Annotated in this window: 17 protein-coding genes and 1 pseudogene; 11 read left to right on the plus strand and 7 right to left on the minus strand. The window is 65.0% G+C overall.

What is annotated here, in order from left to right; translation table 11 throughout:
- From RCJ92_RS09620 to RCJ92_RS09645, 6 genes and pseudogenes are all read left to right on the plus strand, one after another.
- Nucleotides 1–604: ABC transporter permease (locus tag RCJ92_RS09620; RefSeq protein WP_446754428.1), on the plus strand; the 604-nt coding region annotated here is incomplete at its 5' end.
- 1 nt (nucleotide 605) lies between these two features.
- Nucleotides 606–1,376 (plus strand): annotated as a pseudogene (gene cobA, locus RCJ92_RS09625) (uroporphyrinogen-III C-methyltransferase); the annotation flags it as partial.
- An 18-nt stretch (nucleotides 1,377–1,394) separates the two neighbouring features.
- A complete protein-coding gene (locus tag RCJ92_RS09630) occupies nucleotides 1,395–2,849 on the plus strand; it encodes an FAD-dependent oxidoreductase (RefSeq protein WP_138177688.1) in 1,455 nt (484 codons plus the stop codon).
- Between the two features lie 169 nt (nucleotides 2,850–3,018).
- A complete protein-coding gene (locus RCJ92_RS09635; RefSeq protein WP_171021251.1) occupies nucleotides 3,019–3,186 on the plus strand; it encodes a hypothetical protein in 168 nt (55 codons plus the stop codon).
- 772 nt (nucleotides 3,187–3,958) lie between these two features.
- Nucleotides 3,959–4,399: a hypothetical protein gene (locus RCJ92_RS09640; protein ID WP_446754429.1), complete on the plus strand. Its 441-nt coding sequence runs from the start codon at nucleotides 3,959–3,961 to the stop codon at nucleotides 4,397–4,399.
- A 474-nt stretch (nucleotides 4,400–4,873) separates the two neighbouring features.
- Nucleotides 4,874–5,119: an antitoxin VbhA family protein gene (locus tag RCJ92_RS09645; RefSeq protein ID WP_446754430.1), complete on the plus strand. Its 246-nt coding sequence runs from the start codon at nucleotides 4,874–4,876 to the stop codon at nucleotides 5,117–5,119.
- A 520-nt stretch (nucleotides 5,120–5,639) separates the two neighbouring features.
- Here the strand turns inward: RCJ92_RS09645 and RCJ92_RS09650 are convergent.
- A complete protein-coding gene (locus RCJ92_RS09650; RefSeq protein ID WP_446754431.1) occupies nucleotides 5,640–6,920 on the minus strand; it encodes an amidase family protein in 1,281 nt (426 codons plus the stop codon).
- 416 nt (nucleotides 6,921–7,336) lie between these two features.
- On the opposite strand from RCJ92_RS09650, the gene ileS reads away from it, so the two are divergent.
- From ileS to ndk, 4 genes are read left to right on the plus strand one after another with little or no spacing between them, the layout of a single operon-like run.
- Nucleotides 7,337–10,576 carry an isoleucine--tRNA ligase gene (gene ileS / locus RCJ92_RS09655; RefSeq protein ID WP_446754432.1) on the plus strand — a complete coding sequence of 1,080 codons (3,240 nt, stop codon included), beginning with the start codon at nucleotides 7,337–7,339 and terminating at the stop codon, nucleotides 10,574–10,576.
- Nucleotides 10,573–11,922, plus strand: coding sequence for a bifunctional folylpolyglutamate synthase/dihydrofolate synthase (locus RCJ92_RS09660; RefSeq protein ID WP_138926324.1), 1,350 nt, complete (start codon nucleotides 10,573–10,575; stop codon nucleotides 11,920–11,922). The genes ileS and RCJ92_RS09660 overlap by 4 nt, the downstream gene beginning before the upstream one ends.
- Nucleotides 11,923–11,927: 5 nt before the next feature.
- Nucleotides 11,928–12,368, plus strand: coding sequence for a DUF4233 domain-containing protein (locus tag RCJ92_RS09665; protein WP_138926323.1), 441 nt, complete (start codon nucleotides 11,928–11,930; stop codon nucleotides 12,366–12,368).
- A gap of 37 nt (nucleotides 12,369–12,405) precedes the next feature.
- Entirely contained in the window at nucleotides 12,406–12,822 is a 417-nt protein-coding gene (gene ndk / locus RCJ92_RS09670; RefSeq protein ID WP_343830337.1) for a nucleoside-diphosphate kinase, read from the plus strand.
- 193 nt (nucleotides 12,823–13,015) lie between these two features.
- Here ndk and RCJ92_RS09675 read toward each other — a convergent pair whose 3' ends face one another.
- The 6 genes from RCJ92_RS09675 to RCJ92_RS09700 form a co-directional block, all read right to left on the minus strand.
- A complete protein-coding gene (locus tag RCJ92_RS09675; RefSeq protein WP_343830339.1) occupies nucleotides 13,016–13,261 on the minus strand; it encodes a hypothetical protein in 246 nt (81 codons plus the stop codon).
- A 210-nt stretch (nucleotides 13,262–13,471) separates the two neighbouring features.
- Nucleotides 13,472–14,758, minus strand: a complete 1,287-nt coding sequence (locus RCJ92_RS09680; protein ID WP_446754433.1) for an AI-2E family transporter — start codon at nucleotides 14,756–14,758, stop codon at nucleotides 13,472–13,474.
- Between the two features lie 178 nt (nucleotides 14,759–14,936).
- Nucleotides 14,937–15,623, minus strand: coding sequence for a GNAT family N-acetyltransferase (locus tag RCJ92_RS09685; RefSeq protein WP_446754434.1), 687 nt, complete (start codon nucleotides 15,621–15,623; stop codon nucleotides 14,937–14,939).
- Nucleotides 15,529–16,110 carry a GNAT family N-acetyltransferase gene (locus RCJ92_RS09690; RefSeq protein WP_138177666.1) on the minus strand — a complete coding sequence of 194 codons (582 nt, stop codon included), beginning with the start codon at nucleotides 16,108–16,110 and terminating at the stop codon, nucleotides 15,529–15,531. The genes RCJ92_RS09685 and RCJ92_RS09690 overlap by 95 nt, the downstream gene beginning before the upstream one ends.
- A gap of 147 nt (nucleotides 16,111–16,257) precedes the next feature.
- A complete protein-coding gene (locus tag RCJ92_RS09695) occupies nucleotides 16,258–16,659 on the minus strand; it encodes a DUF2809 domain-containing protein (RefSeq protein WP_446754435.1) in 402 nt (133 codons plus the stop codon).
- Nucleotides 16,660–16,688: 29 nt separating this feature from the next.
- Nucleotides 16,689–17,309 carry a vitamin K epoxide reductase family protein gene (locus RCJ92_RS09700; protein WP_446754436.1) on the minus strand — a complete coding sequence of 207 codons (621 nt, stop codon included), beginning with the start codon at nucleotides 17,307–17,309 and terminating at the stop codon, nucleotides 16,689–16,691.
- 492 nt (nucleotides 17,310–17,801) lie between these two features.
- Here RCJ92_RS09700 and RCJ92_RS09705 point away from each other — a divergent pair.
- Nucleotides 17,802–20,504: Rne/Rng family ribonuclease (locus tag RCJ92_RS09705; protein WP_446754437.1), on the plus strand; the 2,703-nt coding region annotated here is incomplete at its 3' end.

Genomic DNA, 20,504 nt, shown 5'->3' on the forward strand with positions numbered 1-20,504 from the left:
CGCCGCCAGCGGGTTTGTGCTGGCCGTGCTGGTCGCCACCCCCATGGCCCTGCTGCTGGGACACCAGCCGCTGCTGCGCAAAGGCATCGGCCCACTGGTCTCCGCCCTGCAGGTGCTGCCCTCCATCGCCTGGGTGCCGGCGGCGATCATCCTGTTCGGGCTCAGCGACGCCACGATCTACACGGTGCTGCTGCTCGGGGCGATTCCCTCCATCATCAACGGGCTGCTGGGCGGGATGGACCTGATGCCCCCGGCGTACCGGGCCCTGTCCCAGGTGCTGGGCGCAAACCGGCTGCAGCACCTGTGGCATGTGGAGCTGCCCGCCGCCCTGCCCGGCTATGTGTCCGGGCTGCGCCAGGGGTGGGCCTTCGCCTGGCGCTCGTTGATGGCCGCGGAACTGATCGCGGTCGGCGGCGCGCTGGCCCCCGGGGTCGGCTCCCTGCTGCAGCGTGGACGGGACCTGGCCGATTTGCCCCTGGTGATCTTGGTCATAGTGGTCATCCTGCTGGTCGGGGTGCTCATTGAACTGGCCTGCTTTGCCCCGGTGGAACGCAAACTCCTGCGGGACCGGGGAATGAGACGAACTGGAGAAAACAATGGATAAAGGAAGCATTACCCTCATCGGCGGCGGCCCGGGAGACCCGGAGCTGATCACCGTGGCCGGGTACAAGGCATTGATGCGAGCGGACGTGGTCCTGGCGGACCGGCTCGGTCCCACGGCGCTGCTGGACGAGTTGGAAGATCACGTGCAGGTCATTGACGTGGGAAAGGCCCCGGGAAGCCACCTGGCCACCCAGGACGAAATCAACCAATGCCTAGTCAGCCAGGCCCGGCAGGGGAAGAACGTGGTGCGCCTGAAGGGCGGAGACCCGTACGTGCTCGGCCGCGGGGGAGAAGAGGCCGCCTACGCGGCCGCCCACGGGTTTACCGTGCGGGTGATTCCCGGCATCACCAGCGCCGTGGCGGTGCCGGCCGCCGCCGGCATCCCGGTCACCCACCGCGGGCTGGCCGCCGGGTTCAGCGTGGTCACCGGCCACCAGGAGCTTGGCGATGTGCCGTTGCGCACGGACCACACCCTGGTGATCCTGATGGGCGTGGGCCGCCTGGCCGCCACAGTGCAGACGTTAACTGGGCGTGGGCTGGGAACTAACACTCCGATTGCCATAATTGAGCGAGGTTACTCACAGACGCAACGCACAACTATCGGTACCCTAGAAGAGATCGTAGTGCGCGCCCAACAAGCCGCAGTAACGAATCCGGCCGTCATTGTGATTGGTGACGTGGTTCGACTGGCCCCCGATGCTGCAGTGCAGCTGGCTGAGCTTCAGCCGCTGACCCACACCGATACTGCGGTGCCGGCCCTATTCGTTGACTAAGAAAGTAGAAGTTGTTTGATGAGTGAACTTAGCATTCCAGAGCACCTGACCAACCGACCCCTGCGCGTGGCCATCGTCGGCGCCGGACCGGCCGGGATCTACGCGGCCGACATGCTGGCCAAAAGCGAAGCAGTCTCCTCCGGCGCCCTGCAGCTGAAAGTCGACCTCTTCGACGAGCTGCCCACCCCGTTCGGCCTGATCCGCTATGGGGTGTCCCCGGACCACCCGCGCATCAAGGGCATCATCACCGCCCTGCACAAGGTGCTGCACAACGACTGGATCGACTTCTACGGCAACGTGGGCCTGGGGCGGGACATCACCCTGGATGAACTCAAGGCCCGCTACGACGCGGTGATCATCGCCACCGGCGCCCAGAAGGACGCCGACCTGAACATCCCAGGCGTGGACCTGGAAGGCTCCTTCGGCGGCGCCGACTTCGTCTCCTGGTACGACGCCCACCCGGACACCGACCGCACCTGGGACCTGTCGGCCAAGGAAGTGGCCGTCATCGGCAACGGCAACGTGGCCCTGGACGTGGCACGCATCCTGTCCAAGCACGCCGACCAGCTGCTGGAAACCGAAATCCCGGAGCACATCTACGAGCAGCTGAACAACTCGGCCGTCACCGACGTGCACATCTTCGGCCGCCGCGGTCCGGCGCAGGTGAAGTTCACCCCGCTGGAGCTGCGCGAACTGTCGCACTCCAAGGATGTGGACATCGTCCTGTACCCGGAGGACTTCGAGTTCGACGCCGCCTCCGATGAAGCGATGAAGACCAACAACCAGACCAAGACCATGGTCTCCACGCTGACCAACTGGCTGATCGAGCAGGAAGAACGCGAAGAGGCCCCCAGCGCCTCGCGTCGCCTGCACCTGCACTTCCTGCAGTCCCCGGTCGAGATCGTCGGCGAGGACGGCAAAGTTGCCGGGCTGAAGATGGAACGCAATGAACTGGACGGGACCGGCAACGTGCGCGGCACCGGAGAGTTCACCGAATACCCCGTCCAGGCGGTCTACCGCGCGGTGGGCTACTTCGGTTCGGCCGTGGACGGCATCGAATACGATGGCGCTGCCGGCGTGCTGCCCAACGAAGGCGGCCGCGTCCTGGACGCCCACGGCCAGCATGTGCCGGGCCTGTACGCCACTGGCTGGATCAAGCGCGGTCCGGTGGGCCTGATCGGCCACACCAAGGGCGACGCCCTGGAGACCATCAACCACCTGCTCACCGACCTGGACCAGCTGGCCCAGCCGAGCCAGGACGCACCGATCACTCAGCTGCTGGAGGAACGCGGCGTCGACTTCGCCACCTGGGAAGGCTGGCTGGCCCTGGACCAGCAAGAGAAGCAGCTGGGCAGCGAGGCCGGAACCGTGCCGACCCGCTTCGGCGAGGTTACCCGTGACCGCGTCAAGGTAGTTTCCCGCGAAGAGATGCTGGAGCATGCCCGGGCAAAAAAATTTGCTGAGAGCCTGTAAGCACTACCCCAGGCTCTAGAACGGCCCCCGCGCCGCGACAGGAACCCCCTGTCGCGGCGCGGGGGCCGTTCTGCAACCGGCAGCCCTTTTCGAGGTGACAAGGCGGTTTTGGAGTGCACCGGTATCGGGGGTCACTGCTTCTTTTCCCAAAGGTCGCTAGACTGAGGCCATGGCTAATGAACAGAGGAAAAAGGCACGGAAGGAAGCGAACCTTGCTGCCGATCTTGAGATGATTTGGCAGGAAGAGTCACCCGAAACCGCGGCGAGCACGAAGTTTGCCGATCAGGTCGACGGGGAACTGGGGACCCGCCCCTCCAAGAACGGCAAGGATTCCTAGATAATCGTTGCGGCGTGCGTATCTTCGCGAACGCCGGAAAACTGCGACCGACACGAGCCAGTCAGGAGCCGCCACCGGGTCCTTGCGGGCTCAACCATGTCCCGAGCGCGGTGCCTCAGAAAGCCAGATCATTCCCTTTGGCGGCCTGGCCGGGACTCGCAACCCGGCCGGCAGCCGGTTCAACCTCACTTAGGTCGCAGGTTCGGATGGCCCAAGGATCACCAGCTGGGCAGGGGCTCTGTTTATGGACATATAGAGGTCCACCGCGCCGACGACGCCGGCACCGAAGGATCCAGGGTTGCAAGGACCACCCACATTTGCGCTCTCGGCAACCAGAAAGGCGGGGTCGGAAGACCCACGACTATCTTCCACCTGGCCCGTTCTGGCATGCTCTGCGGGCTGCATGTGCTCGTGCTGGACAACGCCCCTCCGAGCAACCTCACGGCCGTAGCTGCCGCCGAACCAGTAACCGAGAACCAAAGACGCCCTTGCCCATGACCGGAGAAGCCCCGGAAGACGTTCGCCTACCGGACCGCGCGCGTTGCCATGACCTAAACAGGTTGACAGCACGGGGCAGCGTATCAACCTAACGCTGCCCCGTCCTCGACTCTTCAGCGAAGGGCTCTCTGGCTCCAATACGCCTGCGCCGGATGCTCTGAGCATTCGGCAATGGAGCACAGAGGTAAGGTGAGGGACATATTCGGAAACCAGGAGACGCGCCCTTCGCTAAAGAGGGCGGGAAATGGTCTCTACCTCGTGTAAGGAGACCCAAATGAAGGAAAACCTATCTAGTCATATTCGTGGCTTTGTTTTCTCCTTCATCAGTTCGCTCGGAACTGTCGTCCTGGCTACGCACTCTTCGCTCCTTGGATATAACTCAAATTCACTCTCCGACAGCCTCTCAACGCTAGTGGTATTCTTCGCCGTTTCCAGCATCTTCGCTGCACTGATAGCTTCTGTCGTCTCGACGGGACTGTTCGTGCTGGGGAGCCGAAAGGGGCGAGTTTCCGGAGGAATTATTGCATCCGTCGCGGGCGTGCTGCTTCTGGGCTTCGTCTTTGCTCTCCTCACGCAGCAGATTCCAGACTATGACGTGACGCTGCTCCTGATCATTGGATGCTGCCTTGGATCACTCACCGGCCCAATTAGTTTCATCGTCGCCCTCCAGCCCCAGCCTGCCCGTGAAAACAGCCTCGATCGGCACTCCTCCTAGAACGTTTTCGCCAAGCGACTACCAGCCCACCCAATGACCTGCTGATTTGGCATTGACCCTCGCGATCAGACTTTTTTGTGCCGGGGGCGATCACCAATAACAAGTTCTGGTCCAAAGCAAGGATGATAGAAACGAAGTTCTCTCAAGTGCTGATGCTTGTCCCATACGACGGTCGTCGTTCACCGGGGCACCGGCTCTACTGATGTGGGTTGCTAGAGGTCTCTATGCTCGCGGCCAAGATGCGCGTCGCGTATACCCCGCCCGCGAGAATGCCCAATGAAAGTGCCTCATACGGACGCCAAAAACGATCGTTTTAAGACCGTCTTGCCTGGCACTCACTATTTCGAGTGACACGCCGCAGAAAGGCGGCCCGAAACCTGTGCCCGAAACCAGCACCAACCGAAACTATCTAAGGATCGTTTTCAGGTGACTTGGTAAAATGAAGTGGGTCATTTTCTTGGAAGGAGTCCGGCCGTGACCGAGAAGTTTGATATTGAGGAACGCTGGCCAGAACTGTTTGCGCAGCTCGATGCTAACCAACGCAATGCCGTTCGGCAGTCACTGGCCGCAGCCTGGCATGAGGGATGGGTCCCGAACCGCGAGGACGTCGAGAACTTGACCGACGAGGCCCGCGGTGCGATCGACCAGACGGAGTATCTGCGGCGTGTCGACGCAGCGGCTGAGCGTCACCGGTCCGGTACGCACACAGTGGCCAAGTGACCGAGTCTGATACCTGGAAGTCGTATTTCTATCCTCCGCCGGATCATGCGCCGATGCGGAATCTGCTACATTTGGGCGCGCAGCTGAGGTATGCGCTCTGCCACCGCGGCTAGATGCTCCTGGCATTCGGCCGGTTCGTCAATGATTTTCGGTGGAGGCCGCTGTCGGTGAGAGGCCTCGGACGGCGGTAAGTAAGGGCGCAGTGAATCGGCGGGCACGGCGTTGCCCCATTCGGACATCACCAGCAGCAGGTCGCAGGGCCGCTGGGAGGTGGCACGGATGGTTGATGTTGCACGGGATCGGGGTGGCGGTTCGGCTACTCATTTTCAATCCTGCCCCGGGTCTTGCGGCCAGCCCCCACCCAGACGATATGCTGAAGGTACCAAGGGAAGAACAATGGCGTTCTCCTTGGTTTTTCCTTGCCCGCGGTACACCGCGGCCTCACGAGCTGGTGTGCCGAGGCTCACTGTCAATAGCTGGCCCGCCCGTGGAACAAGCCGCGCGCCGGACGGAAACCGCCTCAGCAGGCGCGCGCGAGCAGTGGCTCGAGCTGCCCCGCCAATGCCAGCAGATCAGCATCCTGGTGGGCGCTACCCTGCACCGTCATCCCCACCGGCAGTCCGTGCGAGCCCCGGCCGGCGGACAGGGTCACCGACGGCACGCCCAGTATCGTGCCCGGCCCGACATTCCGGGTCATCAGTGGGAACAGGGCAGTCGGCTGGCCGCAGTGGTCCACCACATGGTCCTCGCCCACCCGCTGGGGAAGCGCAGGCATGGTGGGGAAGAACAGGGCGTCGAGGCGTTGGTGCTCCATGAGCCGGGCATACCGCTCTCGCGCCGCTGCCATGGCGAGCCTGGCCTGCTGATAGGAGCGTTGGTCCACCGGCTCGCTGGCATAGCTGTCCAGGATGCCGCGCACGTCGGGGGAGGCCGCCCGGTGAACCACCTCGGCCCACGCCCGGGTTGGGCTCAGGTCCTCGGCCGCCGCCAGGTAGGCGCTAAGCAGCCGCGGAGCCTCCCACCCCACCAGGTCCCACTGCGCCCGGTCGGTCAGGGCAATGATCGGGGACAGGTCCACATCAACGAAATGCACATGGGGTTCCAGGGACTTTAGCGCCCGGCGCAGCACCCGGGCCACGTCGGGATCGAGGTCCCGGTGGAAAGCGGCGGGCAGTCCCAGGCGCGCACGCGCGACCGGAGCAGGTGTCGGCGGGGTGTTGCTGATCCAGTTGTCCAGCAGGCTCGCCTCGGCCACGGTGGGGGTGTGCACGCCAATGGTGTCGCGGGAGGTGGACAGCCCGATGATCCCGTCAATGGGCCAACGTCCGGTGCTGGGACGAAACCCGACCACCCCGCAGGAGGAGGCCGGGATGGAAATTGAGCCGCCGGTGTCCGTACCCAGGGACATGCGCACGGTCCCGGCGGCCACGGCCGCGGCGCTGCCGCCACTGGATCCGCCCGCGGTGCGCTGCCGATCATAAGGGTTGCGCACCGGCCCGTAGACGGCGTTGTTGCTGGTGATCCCGAACGCCAGCTCATGCATGTTCGTCAGGCCGTGCACCCGACCGCCATGCTGGCGCAGGATGGAAACCACCAGGGCATCGGCCGGGGCCCGGTACCCGCCATAGACGGGACTGGCCGCGTTCGTCGGAAGGCCCTGCACCTGGATATTGGCCTTGACGGCAAAGTTAAACTCGCCCTCACCCGCAATGGCGGCATTGTCGTGCGGTGGACCGGCGTCGGTGTCCGGTAGATCCTCCAGATGCGTCCAGATCCCGTCCTGCCCGTGATGGTCCGTCATTGACTTTCCTGGTCCCTTCGAACAATGCGCGGCGCGGTGCTCCCATCCGTGCCGATCACCCCGAGCCTAGGGCAGAAGCCGCTCACCGGCCAGCGTCCAGGGCAGCAGGGGCCGTGTTGGCTGAAGATGTGCCGAAGCACGCGGTCAGGGTGGCATGACGTGGTGGACAAATCCGGGTAAAGTGGAAGACGTACGACGTTGATCCGGCCATCACCGGGGAGTCCTTGGAAGAACAGCCCGGTTCCGGGCCTAGTAGAACCGAGCGGGACCAGCCCGTGACAGCTGAAGACAAGCGGTTTGTCCGCCGGCCCCCCACGCGGTGCCGGATGGGGGAACAAGCGGGGTGGTACCGCGGCCACAGGTCGTCCTCGCAGTGGATGTTTCCGAACCTACGCTTGTAAGGATGGCCGCCTACGATGAGCTTCTACCCGAAGGTCACTACCGATCCCTCCGGTTCCACCCCGGCATCTCCGCGCTTCCCCGAGATCGAAAAACGAGTCCTCGAGTACTGGAAGCGGGACAACACCTTCCAGGCCTCCATTGACCAGCGCGAAGACAACGAATTCGTCTTCTACGACGGCCCGCCGTTCGCCAACGGCCTGCCGCACTACGGCCACCTGCTCACCGGCTACGTCAAGGACCTGGTCGCCCGCTACCAGACCCAGCGCGGACACCGTGTGGAACGCCGTTTCGGCTGGGACACCCACGGGCTGCCGGCCGAGCTGGAGGCCATGAAGCAGCTGGGGATGGCCGATAAGAAGCACATCCTGGAGATGGGCATCGACAAGTTCAACGACGCCTGCCGCAGCTCGGTGATGAAGTACGCCGACGAGTGGGAGGAGTACGTCACCCGCCAGGCGCGCTGGGTCGACTTTGAAAACGACTACAAGACCCTGAACGTCGAATACATGGAATCGGTGATCTGGGCGTTCAAGCAGCTCTCCGACAAGGGGCTGACCTACCAGGGCTTCCGCGTGCTGCCGTACTGCTGGAAGGACGAGACCCCGCTGTCCAACCACGAACTGCGCATGGACGACGACGTCTACAAGAACGTCCAGGACCAGACCGTGACCGTCACCTTCCCAATCCTTGAGGGCGAGCTGCCGGTCTCCCGCCACCTGGTCGGCGTGCAGGCCCTGGCCTGGACCACCACCCCCTGGACCCTGCCCACCAACGAGGCGCTGGCCGTGCACCCGGACGTGGAATACGTGGTCGTGCCCGCCGGGGAAGCCGGTGTGAAGGCCTCGGCCGCCAGCGGCAGCTTCCTGCTGGCCCGCGACCTGCTCGGCTCCTACGCCAAGGACCTGGGCTACGCCGACGCCAAGCAGGCCGCAGCCGCCATCACCGCCAGCTACCAGGGCCGCGAACTGGCCGGACTGCGCTACGAACCGCTGTGGGACACCTACACCGACACCGAGAAGTACGGCACCGAAAACGCCTGGCAGATCGTCACCGCCGACTACGTGACCACCTCGGACGGCACCGGCCTGGTGCACCAGGCCCCGGCCTACGGCGAAGATGACCAAAAGGTCTGCGAGGAAAACGGGATCCCGGTGATCCTCTCGGTCGATGAGGGCGCCAAGTTCCTGCCGGTGTTCGCCGGCGGGCCGCTGAACGACATCGTCGGGGTGCAGGTCTTTGACGCGAACAAGACCATCACCAATGTCCTCAAGGACGACGCCCGACTGGTCAAGCAGGCCTCCTACGAGCACTCCTACCCGCACTGCTGGCGCTGCCGCCACCCGCTGATCTACCGTGCGATCTCCTCCTGGTATGTGGAGGTCACCCAGATCAAGGACCGGATGCTGGAGCTGAACGAGCAGATCAACTGGATCCCGGAGAACGTCAAGCACGGCCAGTTCGGCAAGTGGCTGGAAAACGCCCGCGACTGGTCGATCTCCCGCAACCGCTTCTGGGGATCCCCGATCCCGGTGTGGGAGTGCGACGGGGTGGAGTGCACGCACCGCGAGGTATTCGGCTCCCTGCAGGAGCTGAAGGGCTTCTTCGGCCGGCTGCCGGTGAACCATGAGGGCGAGCCGGACCTGCACCGCCCCTTCATCGACGAGCTGACCAAGGCCCACGCGGGCTGCGCGGCCGGGGGCACGCTGCGCCGCGTCGAGGACGTGCTGGACGTCTGGTTCGACTCCGGTTCAATGCCCTACGCCCAGGTGCACTACCCGTTTGAGAACCGTGAATGGTTCGACACCGGCCACCACCCGGCGGACTTCATCGTGGAGTACATCGGGCAGACCCGCGGCTGGTTCTACACCCTGCACATCCTGTCCACCGCCCTGTTCGACCGCCCGGCGTTCACCAACGTGATCTCCCACGGCATTGTGCTCGGCTCCGACGGGCAGAAGATGAGCAAGTCGCTGCGCAACTACCCGGATGTCACCGAGGTGCTGGACCGCGACGGCTCGGATGCGATGCGCTGGTTCCTGATGGCCAGCCCGATCCTGCGCGGCGGCAACCTGGTGGTCACCGAGCAGGGCATCCGCGAAGGGGTGCGCCAGGTGCTGCTGCCGCTGTGGAACGTGTGGCACTTCTTCAACCTGTACACCAACGCCGCGAACAACGGCGCCGGGTACGAGGCGAAGATCTCCCACGATTCACCGGACCCGCTGGACCAGTACATGATCGCCGCCACCGGCCAGCTGGTGCGCGAGGTGACCACCGCGTTGGATGAGTACGAGGTCTCCGACGCCACCGACGCCGTGCGCCAGTACATGGACACCCTGACCAACTGGTATGTGCGCCGCTCCCGCCAGCGCTTCTTCGACGAGGACACCCACGCCTTTGACACGCTGTACACGGCGCTGGAGACCCTGGTGAAGGTCGCCGCCCCGCTGCTGCCGCTGGCCTGCGAGGAAATCTACCGGGGGCTGACCGGGCAGCGTTCGGTGCACCTGACCGACTGGCCGGACGCCGAGCAGTTCCCGGCCGATGCCGCGCTGCTGGAAACCATGGACACCACCCGCAAGATCTGCTCGGTGGGCTCCTCGCTGCGCAAGGCCAAGAACCTGCGTGTGCGCCTGCCGCTGGCCGAACTGAAGGTCGTGCTCAGTGACGCCGCCCGCCTGGAAGGCACCTACGCCTCGATCATCAAGGATGAACTGAACCTGAAGCAGGTCACCCTGATCGACGCGGCCGGGGTGGACGCGGCCAGCTACGGGATCAGCCAGCAGCTGGTGGTCAACGCGCGCGCCGCCGGCCCGCGCCTGGGCAAGAACGTGCAGCAGGCCATCAAGGGCGCCAAGTCCGGTGACTGGTCCGTGGCCGACGGTGTGGTCACCGCCGGCGGGCTGGAACTGGTGGAGGGTGAGTACACCCTGGACACCGTGGTGAACGCGGAGGCGGACATCGCCGCAGCGGTCATCGATGGCGGCTTCCTGGTGCTGGACACCGAGGTCACCGAGGAGCTGGCCGCCGAGGGCATCGCCCGCGACATGGTCCGCAGCATCCAGGCCGCCCGCAAGGACGCGGATCTGCAGGTCTCGGACCGGATCCGCACCACCATCAGCGCGAACGAAACCGTGATTGCGGCCCTGGAGGCGAACCGGGAACTGATCAGCGGTGAGACGCTGACCGTTGACCTGGTCCTGCAGGCCAACGGTGCCGCCAAGGAACCCCAGGTGAAGGTCGAGGTCAGCGCGTGAGCGAACTGGAACGGGTGTACGCCGAACTGCTGGCGCGCGCCCCGGAGAACAAGATTGAGCCGCGCATGGCCCCGATGTTCCGGGCCATGGAGGTGCTGGGCGAGCCGAACAAGGCCTGCCCGGTCATCCACATCACCGGCACCAACGGCAAGACCTCCACGGCGCGGATGATCGAGTCGCTGCTGCGCGCGCATGACCTGCGCACCGGGCGCTACTCCTCCCCGCACCTGGTCTCGGTCACCGAGCGGATCAGCATCGACGGGGAACCGGTCGATGATGAGACCTTCGTGCGGATCTGGGACGAGATTGCCCCCTACCTGGACCTGGTGGACTCGGAGCTGCAGGCCAACGGGGAAAACCGGCTGACCTACTTTGAGGCCGTGACGATCCTGGGATTTGCGATCTTCGCCGACGCCCCGGTGGACGTGCTGGTGCTGGAGGTGGGCCTGGGCGGCATCACCGATGCCACCAATGTCGCCGACGGCGACGTCTCGGTGATTACCCCGATCTCCCTGGACCACACCGACCTGCTGGGCGACACCACCGAGCTGATCGCCGAGGAGAAGGTGGGGATCCTCAAGCCCGGCGGCTACCTGGTCACCGCGGTGCAGCCGGTCGACGCGGCCGATGTGCTGCTGCGCCAGGCCCGGGAGCTTGAGGTGCCGTTCGCCTTTGAGACCCTGGACTTCAAGCTGCTGGAGCGCAAGGTCGCCGTGGGCGGTCAGATGCTGGACATCCAGGGCCAGGCCGCGCGCTACGACGAGCTGTTCCTCCCACTTTACGGTGCCCACCAGGCGCAGAACGCCACCGTCGCGCTGGCCGCGGTGGAGGCCTTCCTGGGTGGGGGAGCCAAGGAGCTGAACGTGGAACTCATCCGCCAGGGCTTCGCCGAGGTGACCAGCCCCGGACGCCTGGAGATCGTGCGCACCGCGCCGACCGTGCTGGTGGACGCCGGGCACAACCCGGACGGGGTCCAGGCAGCGGCCACCGCGGTGAAGGAATCCTTCGGGTTCAGCCGCCTGGTGCTGATGGTCGGGATCCTGCAGGAGAAGGACGCCGCCGGGATGCTCTACCAGATGCGCGAGGAATACGGGGAACTGGTTGAGGATCTGTGCCTGACCCAGTCCTCCTCCCCGCGGGCCATCCCCGCCGGGGAACTGGCGAACCTGGCCCTGGAGGCCGGCTGGCCCGAAGAGGACCTGCACGTGACCGAGGACCTGGAAGACGCCATCGAATGGTGCGTGGGCCGGGCCGAGGCCGGCAACGACCTGGCCGGCGGCGTGCTGGTCACCGGGTCGATTACGCTGGTTGGCGAGATTTCACTGTTGTTGAAGGGACGTGAGTAGCACTCATGGCACGTCTGACCAAGGCCCAGCGCGAATGGCGCCCGGGCATGCGCAAGAAGCCGCGCTCGCTGAAAATCATGTTGGCCTCCTCGGTGCTGTCCCTGGAGGCGTTCGTGGCGCTGTTCTTCACCCTGGCCACCCTGGGGCTGAAGCGCTCTGAGGTTGCCCCGGGGCTCATCTTGGGCGGGGGAGCGGTGATGATCGCGCTGTGCATCATCACCTGCGCCTTCCTGCGCAAGCCGTTCGGAATCGTCATGGGCTGGATCATCCAGCTGATGTTCATCCTGTGCGGTTTCGTGCTGGCCGACATGTTCTACATCGGCGCCGCGTTCGCCGCCTGCTGGTGGTATGCCCTGTACAAGGGTGGGCAGATGGACGTGGAGAACAAGCGCCGGGAAGCCGAGCAGGCCGAATGGGAACGCAACAACCCACCGGTAGAATCCTAGATAAGTATCAATTTCGTCGAAGACAAGAGGTATTTACATGTCTGACCGCACCCTGATCCTGGTCAAGCCCGATGGCGTCAAGCGTGGGCTGACCGGACAGATCCTGGCCCGCATCGAAGCCAAGGGCTACACCATCGCCAAGCTGCAGCAGCTGCAGGCCACCCGCGAGATGCTGGCCGCGCACTACGCCGAGCACGAGGGCAAGCCGTTCTACGAGCCGCTGGTGGAGTTCATGCTCTCCGGGCCGGTCGTGGCGATCGTGGCCGAGGGCCACGGTGTGATCCCGGGCTTCCGTTCGCTGGCCGGCGCCACCGACCCGACCACCGCCGCCCCGGGCACCATCCGCGGCGACTTCGGCCGCGACTGGGGCGTGAAGGTGCAGCAGAACCTGGTGCACGGCTCGGACTCGCCCGAATCCGCCGAGCGTGAGATCGGCATCTGGTTCGGCAACTAGCCGTCACGGACTAACTCGGCGAAGCTCCGCCGTCGATCACGCCCGGGTGCTGCCTCCCATTGGAGGCAGCACCCGGGCGTTTTGCGTTCCCGCGCCGCTCACGCCGGCAAGGGCCCGTCCCGGATACAAACAAGCCCCAGGAGCCCACGGCGCATGCCGCAGCCCCTGGGGCTTGATTCGGGTGGTTCGTGCTCTAGAGCCAGCCGCCGAGCGTGTCGTTGGTGCGGCCCGCGTTCTGCAGGTAGCCGCTCGCGGGCTCATCCAACCAGCCGCTGTCCGCGCTTCCGCCCTTGGCCGCCGCTGAGGCGGCAAACCCGTTCTCGGTCAGCAGCTGACCGCCGCCGCCTTCACCCGCGGAATGGACGGCGCGTGAATCACGGGCCGCGGCGGTAAGGGTTCTGGGATTTTCTGGCCCTTCTGAGGAACTGACGTTCAGCATGAGGCTACCTTCCTGCCTTCGCATCCAACTTTCGAAGGCACATGAGTTTCGCTGTGACCCGGATCTTGTCCTGGCTGCCCGCGAGTGCCGGCGGCGAAAGCGCGAGAAGCCGAAGACGGAGTCACAATTTTAACTTAATTCACATTAAACACACTTGAGGTTCACCCGGTCAACGCCGTTGCCCTTGATGACGCCTTGCGGTGTTGCGACCTACTGCTCCGTGTCTGGACGTTGGCCCTTGTCGGAGTGTTCTTCCGAGTTGGCGATGATCTCATCTGCCATCTCGTCCACGTCCTGCTTGACCTCGTCGACCTTCTCCTTCTTCTTCAGCTTCTCCAAAGCCTTGTCCTCGGCACGGATCTCGGCCTCGATCTTGATCTGCGCCTTGGCGGCGGCGACCGCGTCCATGTTCTCGCGCTCGGTCCACACCTTGATGATGCCCCAGGCCACGGCGGAGAGCGGCACGGCCAGCACGGCGCCGACGATTCCGCCCAGCACGGTGCCGGCGGTCAGGGCCATCAAGATCACCAGGGCATGCAGGTTCAGCGCCTGGGCCATGACCACCGGCTGCAGGAAGTTGCCCTCCAGCTGGTTCACGATGATCACCGCGGCAAGCACCACCAGGGCAACCAGCGGGCCGCTGGTGACCAGGCCGACCAGGGTGGCCAGGATGCCGGCCACGGTTGCGCCGACCATGGGGATGAACGCGCCGAGGAAGACCACCACGCCCAGCGGCAGGGCCAGCGGCACCTGCAGCACCAGCAGGGTGGCGGTCACGCCGATGGCATCCACGGCTGCGATGATCGCGGTGCCGCGGATGTAGCCGCCGAAGGTGTGCAGCGCCCGATCACCGGAGGTGATCCACTTGTGGCGGTAGTGCTTCGGGGTCCAGGAAATGAAGAACGCCCAGATCCGGTCCCCGTCCTTGAGGAAGAAGAACAGGATGACCATCAGCAGGATGCTGCCGGTGACAAAGCTGCCGGCGGCAGTGATGGTGTTCAGGGCTCCGGCGCCGAACTGGGAGCTGGTGATGAACGAGGTGACGGTGTCCACCGCCTCATCGATCTGGCCCTGGTCCACCGTGAACGGCATGTCCCCGATGAACCGTTGCACCAGGTCGTTGAGCTGGTTAAAGCCCTCCGCGGCCTGGTTGACTAGGGTGTTCCATTCGCGCATGACCGAGAAGACCAGGCCGGTGCCGATCCCGCCAAGAACCAGCAGCGACCCGAGGAAGACGACCCAGGCGGACAGCATCGGGGACAGGTGCTTGCGCAGCTTGGTGACCAGCGGCCACAGGGCGCAGGAGAGGATTAGCGCGATCAGCGTCGGGATCACGATCATGGTCAGGCGCAGCATGCCAATGATGACGAAGCCGGCAACCAGTCCCACAATCAAGATCTGCAGGCAGCGGATCCCCAACCGGCCGAGCATGTCGGTCCACAATCCCTGAACCGTGAACTCCGGCCGCTCACGAACCGGTGCTTCTGCCGCGACCACCACTTGCTGTGTCGGTGGCCTGTTTTTTGAGGATGCAGCCTTGCGGAAGAACGCCATTCTTGCTCCTACGTCAGGGGGATTGATCAATTAAACAATAGGCTAGCGGTCGCCGAAGCGCGCGAGACACGTCCAAAAGGATGAGTTAATTCAACTGTCCGTCACTGCCTGGTTCCCGCCCCTAGCGGGTTGCTGCCAGCCCGGCGGCGGGGGAGGCGGGGTACTCGTTGGCCAGCAGGCCCATCAGGATCCGGTCGTGGAACCGGCCATCATGAAAAACGGCGGCCCGTTGGCGGCCCTCGGGGCGAAAGCCCAGCCTGGTGTAGGTGCGTTGGGCGCGCTGGTTGTACTCGTACACCCCCAGGTGGATGCGGTTCAGCCCCAGCTGGTGGAAGCCATGGCGCAGCATCAGTGCGGTGGCCTGCGCCCCCAGGCCCTGTCCTCGGAAATCCGGGCCGAGGATGATCGCGAACTCGGCCGCCCGGGCCGGGGTGTTCCCGCCGTAGAGCCTCGCGTGCCCGATCAGCGGCCCGCCGACCAGCTCAATGCTGAAACCGGCGTCGCGGGAAGTCGGCCGGTTCTGGCTCCAGACCTGCCAAACCCGGTAAAGGCCCTTCATCGGCTGGGGCAGCACCAGGTTCGTCTGGTGCACCATGGTTGCCGGGTCATTCCACCAGCACGACAACGGCTGCAGGTCCTCCGCACGCAGTTCGCGCAGACGAACCCGGTCAGGCCTCGCGCCGGTTGCCGTAGCTCCGAAGTCTGCGGCGGGTCTAGCCAAAGTACTCGTCGGCCAGCTGACTGAGCAGGATCTTGTCGTGGAATTCGCCGTTGTGGAACCCGGCCTGCCGGGCCCGGCCCTCCTCACGGAAACCCGCCTTGGTGAAGGTGCGCAGCGCCCGCTCGTTGTACTCCCAGATGCCCAACCCGATGCGGTTCAGGCCCATTTCCCGGAACCCGAAATCCACGATCATCTTGGTCGCCTCGGTGCCGTAGCCCTGGCCCACGTAGGAGCCGCCGATCATCATCATCAGCTCGGCCGAGCGGGCCGAGGCGTGGTAGTTGTACAGCGCAGTGTGCCCCACCAGCGTGTCGTCGGGCAGGGTGATGCACAAGCCGATGCCGTCCTTCGTGCCCCGGTTCTGACTCCAGTCCCGGAAGATCTCCGCAGCCTCGGTGCGCGGGTGGGGCAGGACAATGTTGCCCTGCAGCGCCATGAATTCCGGACTGTTCCACCAGCCGGCAAGGACTGGCAGGTCTTCTTCCTGAAGCTCGCGCAGCCTGATGGTGTCGGAGACCAACAGGTTGATGCCGTAATCCTGGGCTGTTTCCGTATTCCAATTGTCATGGGCCATGACTCAAACTTAGTCGGTTTTTCTCCCGGTGTGCCAGATGGGTCACTTTTGCCATGGTTTACGCTGGGTGGCCCACCGCCACGAGTGGGCGGAATTGCGGTGCAGCAGCCGGACGCGGTGCGGGCGACACGCCCGGGGAGCCCTGCGCTAGAGCTCCCGGGCCGCCTGGGCATGGGCCTGCGTCCGGCGGATGAGTCCATCCACCGTCCAGGCCAGCGCGGCCCCGGCCACATAGGCGAACAGGTCCAGCACCGCGAAGCTGGTGCCCAACACCAGGCGCAGGATGGGCAGTGACTGGGCCAGCTGCAGGGGCAGGGGAGTCAGCTGCAGCAGTTCCACCGCCACGCACCACCCCAGGGAACCCAGGAACAGGTGCAGCCGGGCCGCGCGTGGGAAGAGGAAACCGAGCAGCACATACAGCAGCGTGGCGTAGAGCAGACCCCCAGTCAGGTCGGCGGCCAGCCCCAAGGGCAGGAAGCGGGCAAAAAGGCCGATGGGGACCACCAGCAGTGCGGTGATCCCCATCCACGCCCGACGCGTTAGTGCCATGCGGCGCATCAGCAGGCTTTCGTCGTGCCCTAGCCGAAGAAGGCGTTCGGGAAGCGCAGGACCACGGTCGCGGCGACGACCAGCAGCAGGACCACGGTAATCACCCACGACCACTCGGCGAAGAACTTCTTCACGCCCGCCCCGGCCGGGATCACCCCGTGGATGACGTTGCGAGCGGTAGTGTGCACGAACAGCGGGATCACCATGGCCCATACGACCATGCAGTACAGGCACAGCGCGCTGATGTCATACAGTGCCTGGGACCACAGCCAGATGATGAACACCATCGCCAGGGTGATGCCGATCTGGAACCCCACCCAGTTCCAACGGGCAAAGCGGGCCCCGGCCAGCAAGGCCATGCCCACGGTGATCACGATCGCGAATCCCACGATGCCCAGCAGCGGGTTCGGGAAGCCCAGCAGTTCGGCCTGCCAGGACTTCATGACCGTGCCGCAGGAAATCCAGGGGTTGATGTCGCAGCTGGTGACGTAGTCCGGGTTCTTGTACAGGGCCAGCCGATCCAGCACCAGTACACCGGAGGCGATCCAGGCGATCACGCCGGTCACCACGGTAAAGATTCCAAAACCGCGATCCTTGGCCCACCGGGGCAACACGCCCGGTGTCGGGAGATTCTCTACAGCTGAATTCATGTTCTGCCTAGTCCGTTTGCTCATTGGAATGCGCGGTTTTGCGCATTGGTTATTCCAATCCTAAAAGCACTTACTGTGTGCTCCCATAGCGAAGATCATCCGCCATGCGGCTAAATGTGAGAGAATGTTGGTGGTTGTTCGTGGATCCACAGTCTGCTTTCAACCCAACGAGAGACTTTGAACGACAGATCGTCAGGCGATGCATCGCTCCGGTTGAGTGCCCAAGAAAGTGCGCCTCCCGGGGGAATACCGCGGATCGAAGGGCCGTATAGGAAAACGGCCGGTTCTGAAGCACACCCGTTGACCGTGTCCAGTTTCCACGGTGCAATACGTTGCATCGCGAAAATCGGTGAGACGGACCTACAGAGGACTTTGATGCCCGACAGGCCAGAAACGTGGCCGACCGCATGGCATAAATGAATAGAGTTTCGGCTGCTGCGCTGTCTGTGGAAGCGCCGGCGCTGGAATGTTTTAGAGGAGTACGCGAACCTGATGAGCGCATCAAAAGAACGCAAGAGTGGTTCCGGAGGAAATAAGCGTGGCAACCGTTCGACTCGTGCCCGGCGCACGACCGTAGCCACCACCCCGGCCCGCCCGCTGCGCCAGGCAATGACCCTGGCCGAACTGAACGCGGCCGCCGGCGTGGAACCCACCGGCACCCGCATGCGGGTCACCCGCCGCACCCCGGTCTCCACCCCGGACACCGCACGTATGAATCGCCAGGCCGAACGCCGCCAGCGCGCCACCCAGGCCGACGCCGAGGCCAGCGCCAACGAGACCAGCACGGACAAGGCCAGCGCGGCCCAGGGCGGCCAGGACACCGACCGCAAGCAGGCCCCGGCCGAGTCCCGCCCGCCCAAGACCTCCAAGGCGCCCCGCCAGCAGGAACCGACCGAGGCCACCGAGGCAGTTGCCGAATCCACCGGGGCGACCGAAACCACCGAAACCGATGCCGCCGCTGAAGCCAGCGAAAGCGGCGCAGCGAAGGAAAACGAGGACCACACCGGCGCCCTGCTCGCGCAGCACGGCAGCACCATGATGATCAATCCCTTCGCCGTGCCCGAGGCGGCCCACACGGTCGTACGCCACGCCATCCCCAAGACCAAGCAGCAGGCCGAAGCCGAACAGCGCGGGGAGGAACACCACGACGAGGACGCCGATGAGGTCACCTCACGCCGTCGGCGTCGCCGCCGTCGCGGGGAAGTGGATCTGGAACTGGATGGCGGTTCGCAGGATGACCCGCCGAACACCGTCACCCGGGTACGTGCCCCGCGCGCAAGCCTGGACACCCCGGTCTCCAACAAGGTCACCTCGGTGCGCGGTTCCACCCGTCTGGAAGCCAAGCGCCAGCGCCGCCGCGAATCGCGGGAAACCGGTCGCCGCCGTCAGGTAATCACCGAGGCCGAGTTCCTGGCTCGCCGCGAGTCGGTGGAACGCCAGATGATCGTGCGCCAGCGCGAGGACCGCATCCAGATCGGTGTGCTGGAGGACGGGGTGCTGGCCGAGCACTTCGTGTCCAAGACCCAGCAGGATTCCCTGATCGGCAACGTGTACCTGGGCAAGGTCCAGAACGTGCTGCCCTCCATGGAGGCCGCGTTCGTGGATATCGGGCGCGGACGCAACGCCGTGCTGTACGCCGGCGAAGTCAACTGGGACGTCGCAGCCCTGGAGGGCCAGCCGCGGCGCATCGAAAACGCGCTGAAGGCCGGCGACTCGGTGCTGGTGCAGGTGACCAAGGACCCGGTGGGCCACAAGGGTGCCCGCCTGACCAGCCAGGTCTCCCTGCCCGGACGCTACCTGGTGTACGTTCCCGGCGGTTCAATGACCGGCATCTCCCGCAAGCTGCCGGATGTGGAGCGCCAGCGGCTGAAGAAGATCCTGAAGGACCACCTGCCGGAGAACGCGGGCGTCATCGTGCGCACCGCCGCCGAGGGTGCCAGCGAGGAAGAGTTGATGAATGACATCAACCGCCTGCGCGCCCAGTGGGAGGGCATCGAGGAACAGTCCAAGTCGAACAAGACCCTCGCCCCAGAACTGCTGCACTCCGAACCGGACTTGACCATCAAGGTCGTGCGCGATGTGTTCAACGAGGACTTCACCAAGCTGATCGTCTCCGGCACCCAGGCCTGGGACACCATCGAGGCCTACGTGATGTACGTGGCCCCGGACCTGATGGGCCGCCTGGAGCAGTGGAAGAACGAAGAGGACATCTTCGCCCACTACCGCATCGACGAGCAGATCAACAAGGCGCTGGATCGCAAGGTGTTCCTGCCCTCCGGCGGTTCGCTGGTCATCGACCGCACCGAGGCGATGACCGTGGTGGACGTGAACACCGGCAAGTTCACCGGCTCGGGCGGCAACCTCGAGGAAACCGTCACCAAGAACAACCTGGAGGCGGCCGAGGAGGTCGTGCGCCAGCTGCGCCTGCGCGACATCGGCGGCATCATCGTCATCGACTTCATCGACATGGTGCTGGAGGCCAACCGGGACCTGGTCCTGCGCCGGCTGATCGAGTGCCTGGGCCGCGACCGCACCAAGCACCAGGTCGCCGAGGTCACCAGCCTGGGTCTGGTGCAGATGACCCGCAAGCGCATGGGCACCGGCCTGTTGGAAGTCTTCGGGGAGGCCTGCGAGGTCTGCGCTGGACGCGGGGTGATCACCCACGAGGAGCCGGTGGAGCACCGCAAGAGCTACAACTCGCACGGTGAATCGCACGCCAAGAAGAACCAGGAATCCAAGTCCAGCCGTTCCCGGCGCCGTCGCGGTGGCTCCAGCGGCCAGGAGGAAACCAAGCCCACCGAGCAGCGGGCCACCCAGGAAACCGAGAGCGACGAGAAGAGCGAGGCCGCACGCAGCGCCCTGGCCAGCATCGCCGCCGCCTCGCACCTGACCGAGGCCGAGGAAGCGGAAGCCAAGCAGGAATCCGGCAGGGACCAGGCTCCGGTGAGCCTGGAGCAGCTGGAAGCCGCCCTGCCGGGCCAGGACCGGGATGAGGAGACCGGCGAGCAGAAGCCGCGCAAGCAGCGTCGCCGCCCGCGTTCGCGGTCCCGCAACGGCCAGGGCGCCGAGTCCGCCGAGCAGCAGCCCGGCGAGGAGGCTGCCGGTGCACCGCAGCAGGAGGCCGGGCAGGGCGATCAGCGCGCCGCCGGACAGCAGACCGAGCAGGCTCCGGCCCAGGCCGCGCCCGAGCCCGCC

It is taken from the genome of Glutamicibacter sp. BSL13 (assembly GCF_052928425.1).

What these genes read in the sequence shown, in the direction of transcription:
- RCJ92_RS09630 (WP_138177688.1), top strand. Translation starts at nt 1,395, where the DNA reads ATGAGTGAACTTAGCATTCCAGAGCACCTGACCAACCGACCCCTGCGC.
- RCJ92_RS09635 (WP_171021251.1), top strand. Translation starts at nt 3,019, where the DNA reads ATGGCTAATGAACAGAGGAAAAAGGCACGGAAGGAAGCGAACCTTGCT.
- RCJ92_RS09640 (WP_446754429.1), top strand. Translation starts at nt 3,959, where the DNA reads ATGAAGGAAAACCTATCTAGTCATATTCGTGGCTTTGTTTTCTCCTTC.
- RCJ92_RS09650 (WP_446754431.1), bottom strand. Translation starts at nt 6,920, where the DNA reads ATGACGGACCATCACGGGCAGGACGGGATCTGGACGCATCTGGAGGAT.
- ileS (WP_446754432.1), top strand. Translation starts at nt 7,337, where the DNA reads ATGAGCTTCTACCCGAAGGTCACTACCGATCCCTCCGGTTCCACCCCG.
- RCJ92_RS09665 (WP_138926323.1), top strand. Translation starts at nt 11,928, where the DNA reads ATGGCACGTCTGACCAAGGCCCAGCGCGAATGGCGCCCGGGCATGCGC.
- ndk (WP_343830337.1), top strand. Translation starts at nt 12,406, where the DNA reads ATGTCTGACCGCACCCTGATCCTGGTCAAGCCCGATGGCGTCAAGCGT.
- RCJ92_RS09675 (WP_343830339.1), bottom strand. Translation starts at nt 13,261, where the DNA reads ATGCTGAACGTCAGTTCCTCAGAAGGGCCAGAAAATCCCAGAACCCTT.
- RCJ92_RS09690 (WP_138177666.1), bottom strand. Translation starts at nt 16,110, where the DNA reads ATGGCCCATGACAATTGGAATACGGAAACAGCCCAGGATTACGGCATC.
- RCJ92_RS09695 (WP_446754435.1), bottom strand. Translation starts at nt 16,659, where the DNA reads ATGGCACTAACGCGTCGGGCGTGGATGGGGATCACCGCACTGCTGGTG.
- RCJ92_RS09700 (WP_446754436.1), bottom strand. Translation starts at nt 17,309, where the DNA reads ATGAATTCAGCTGTAGAGAATCTCCCGACACCGGGCGTGTTGCCCCGG.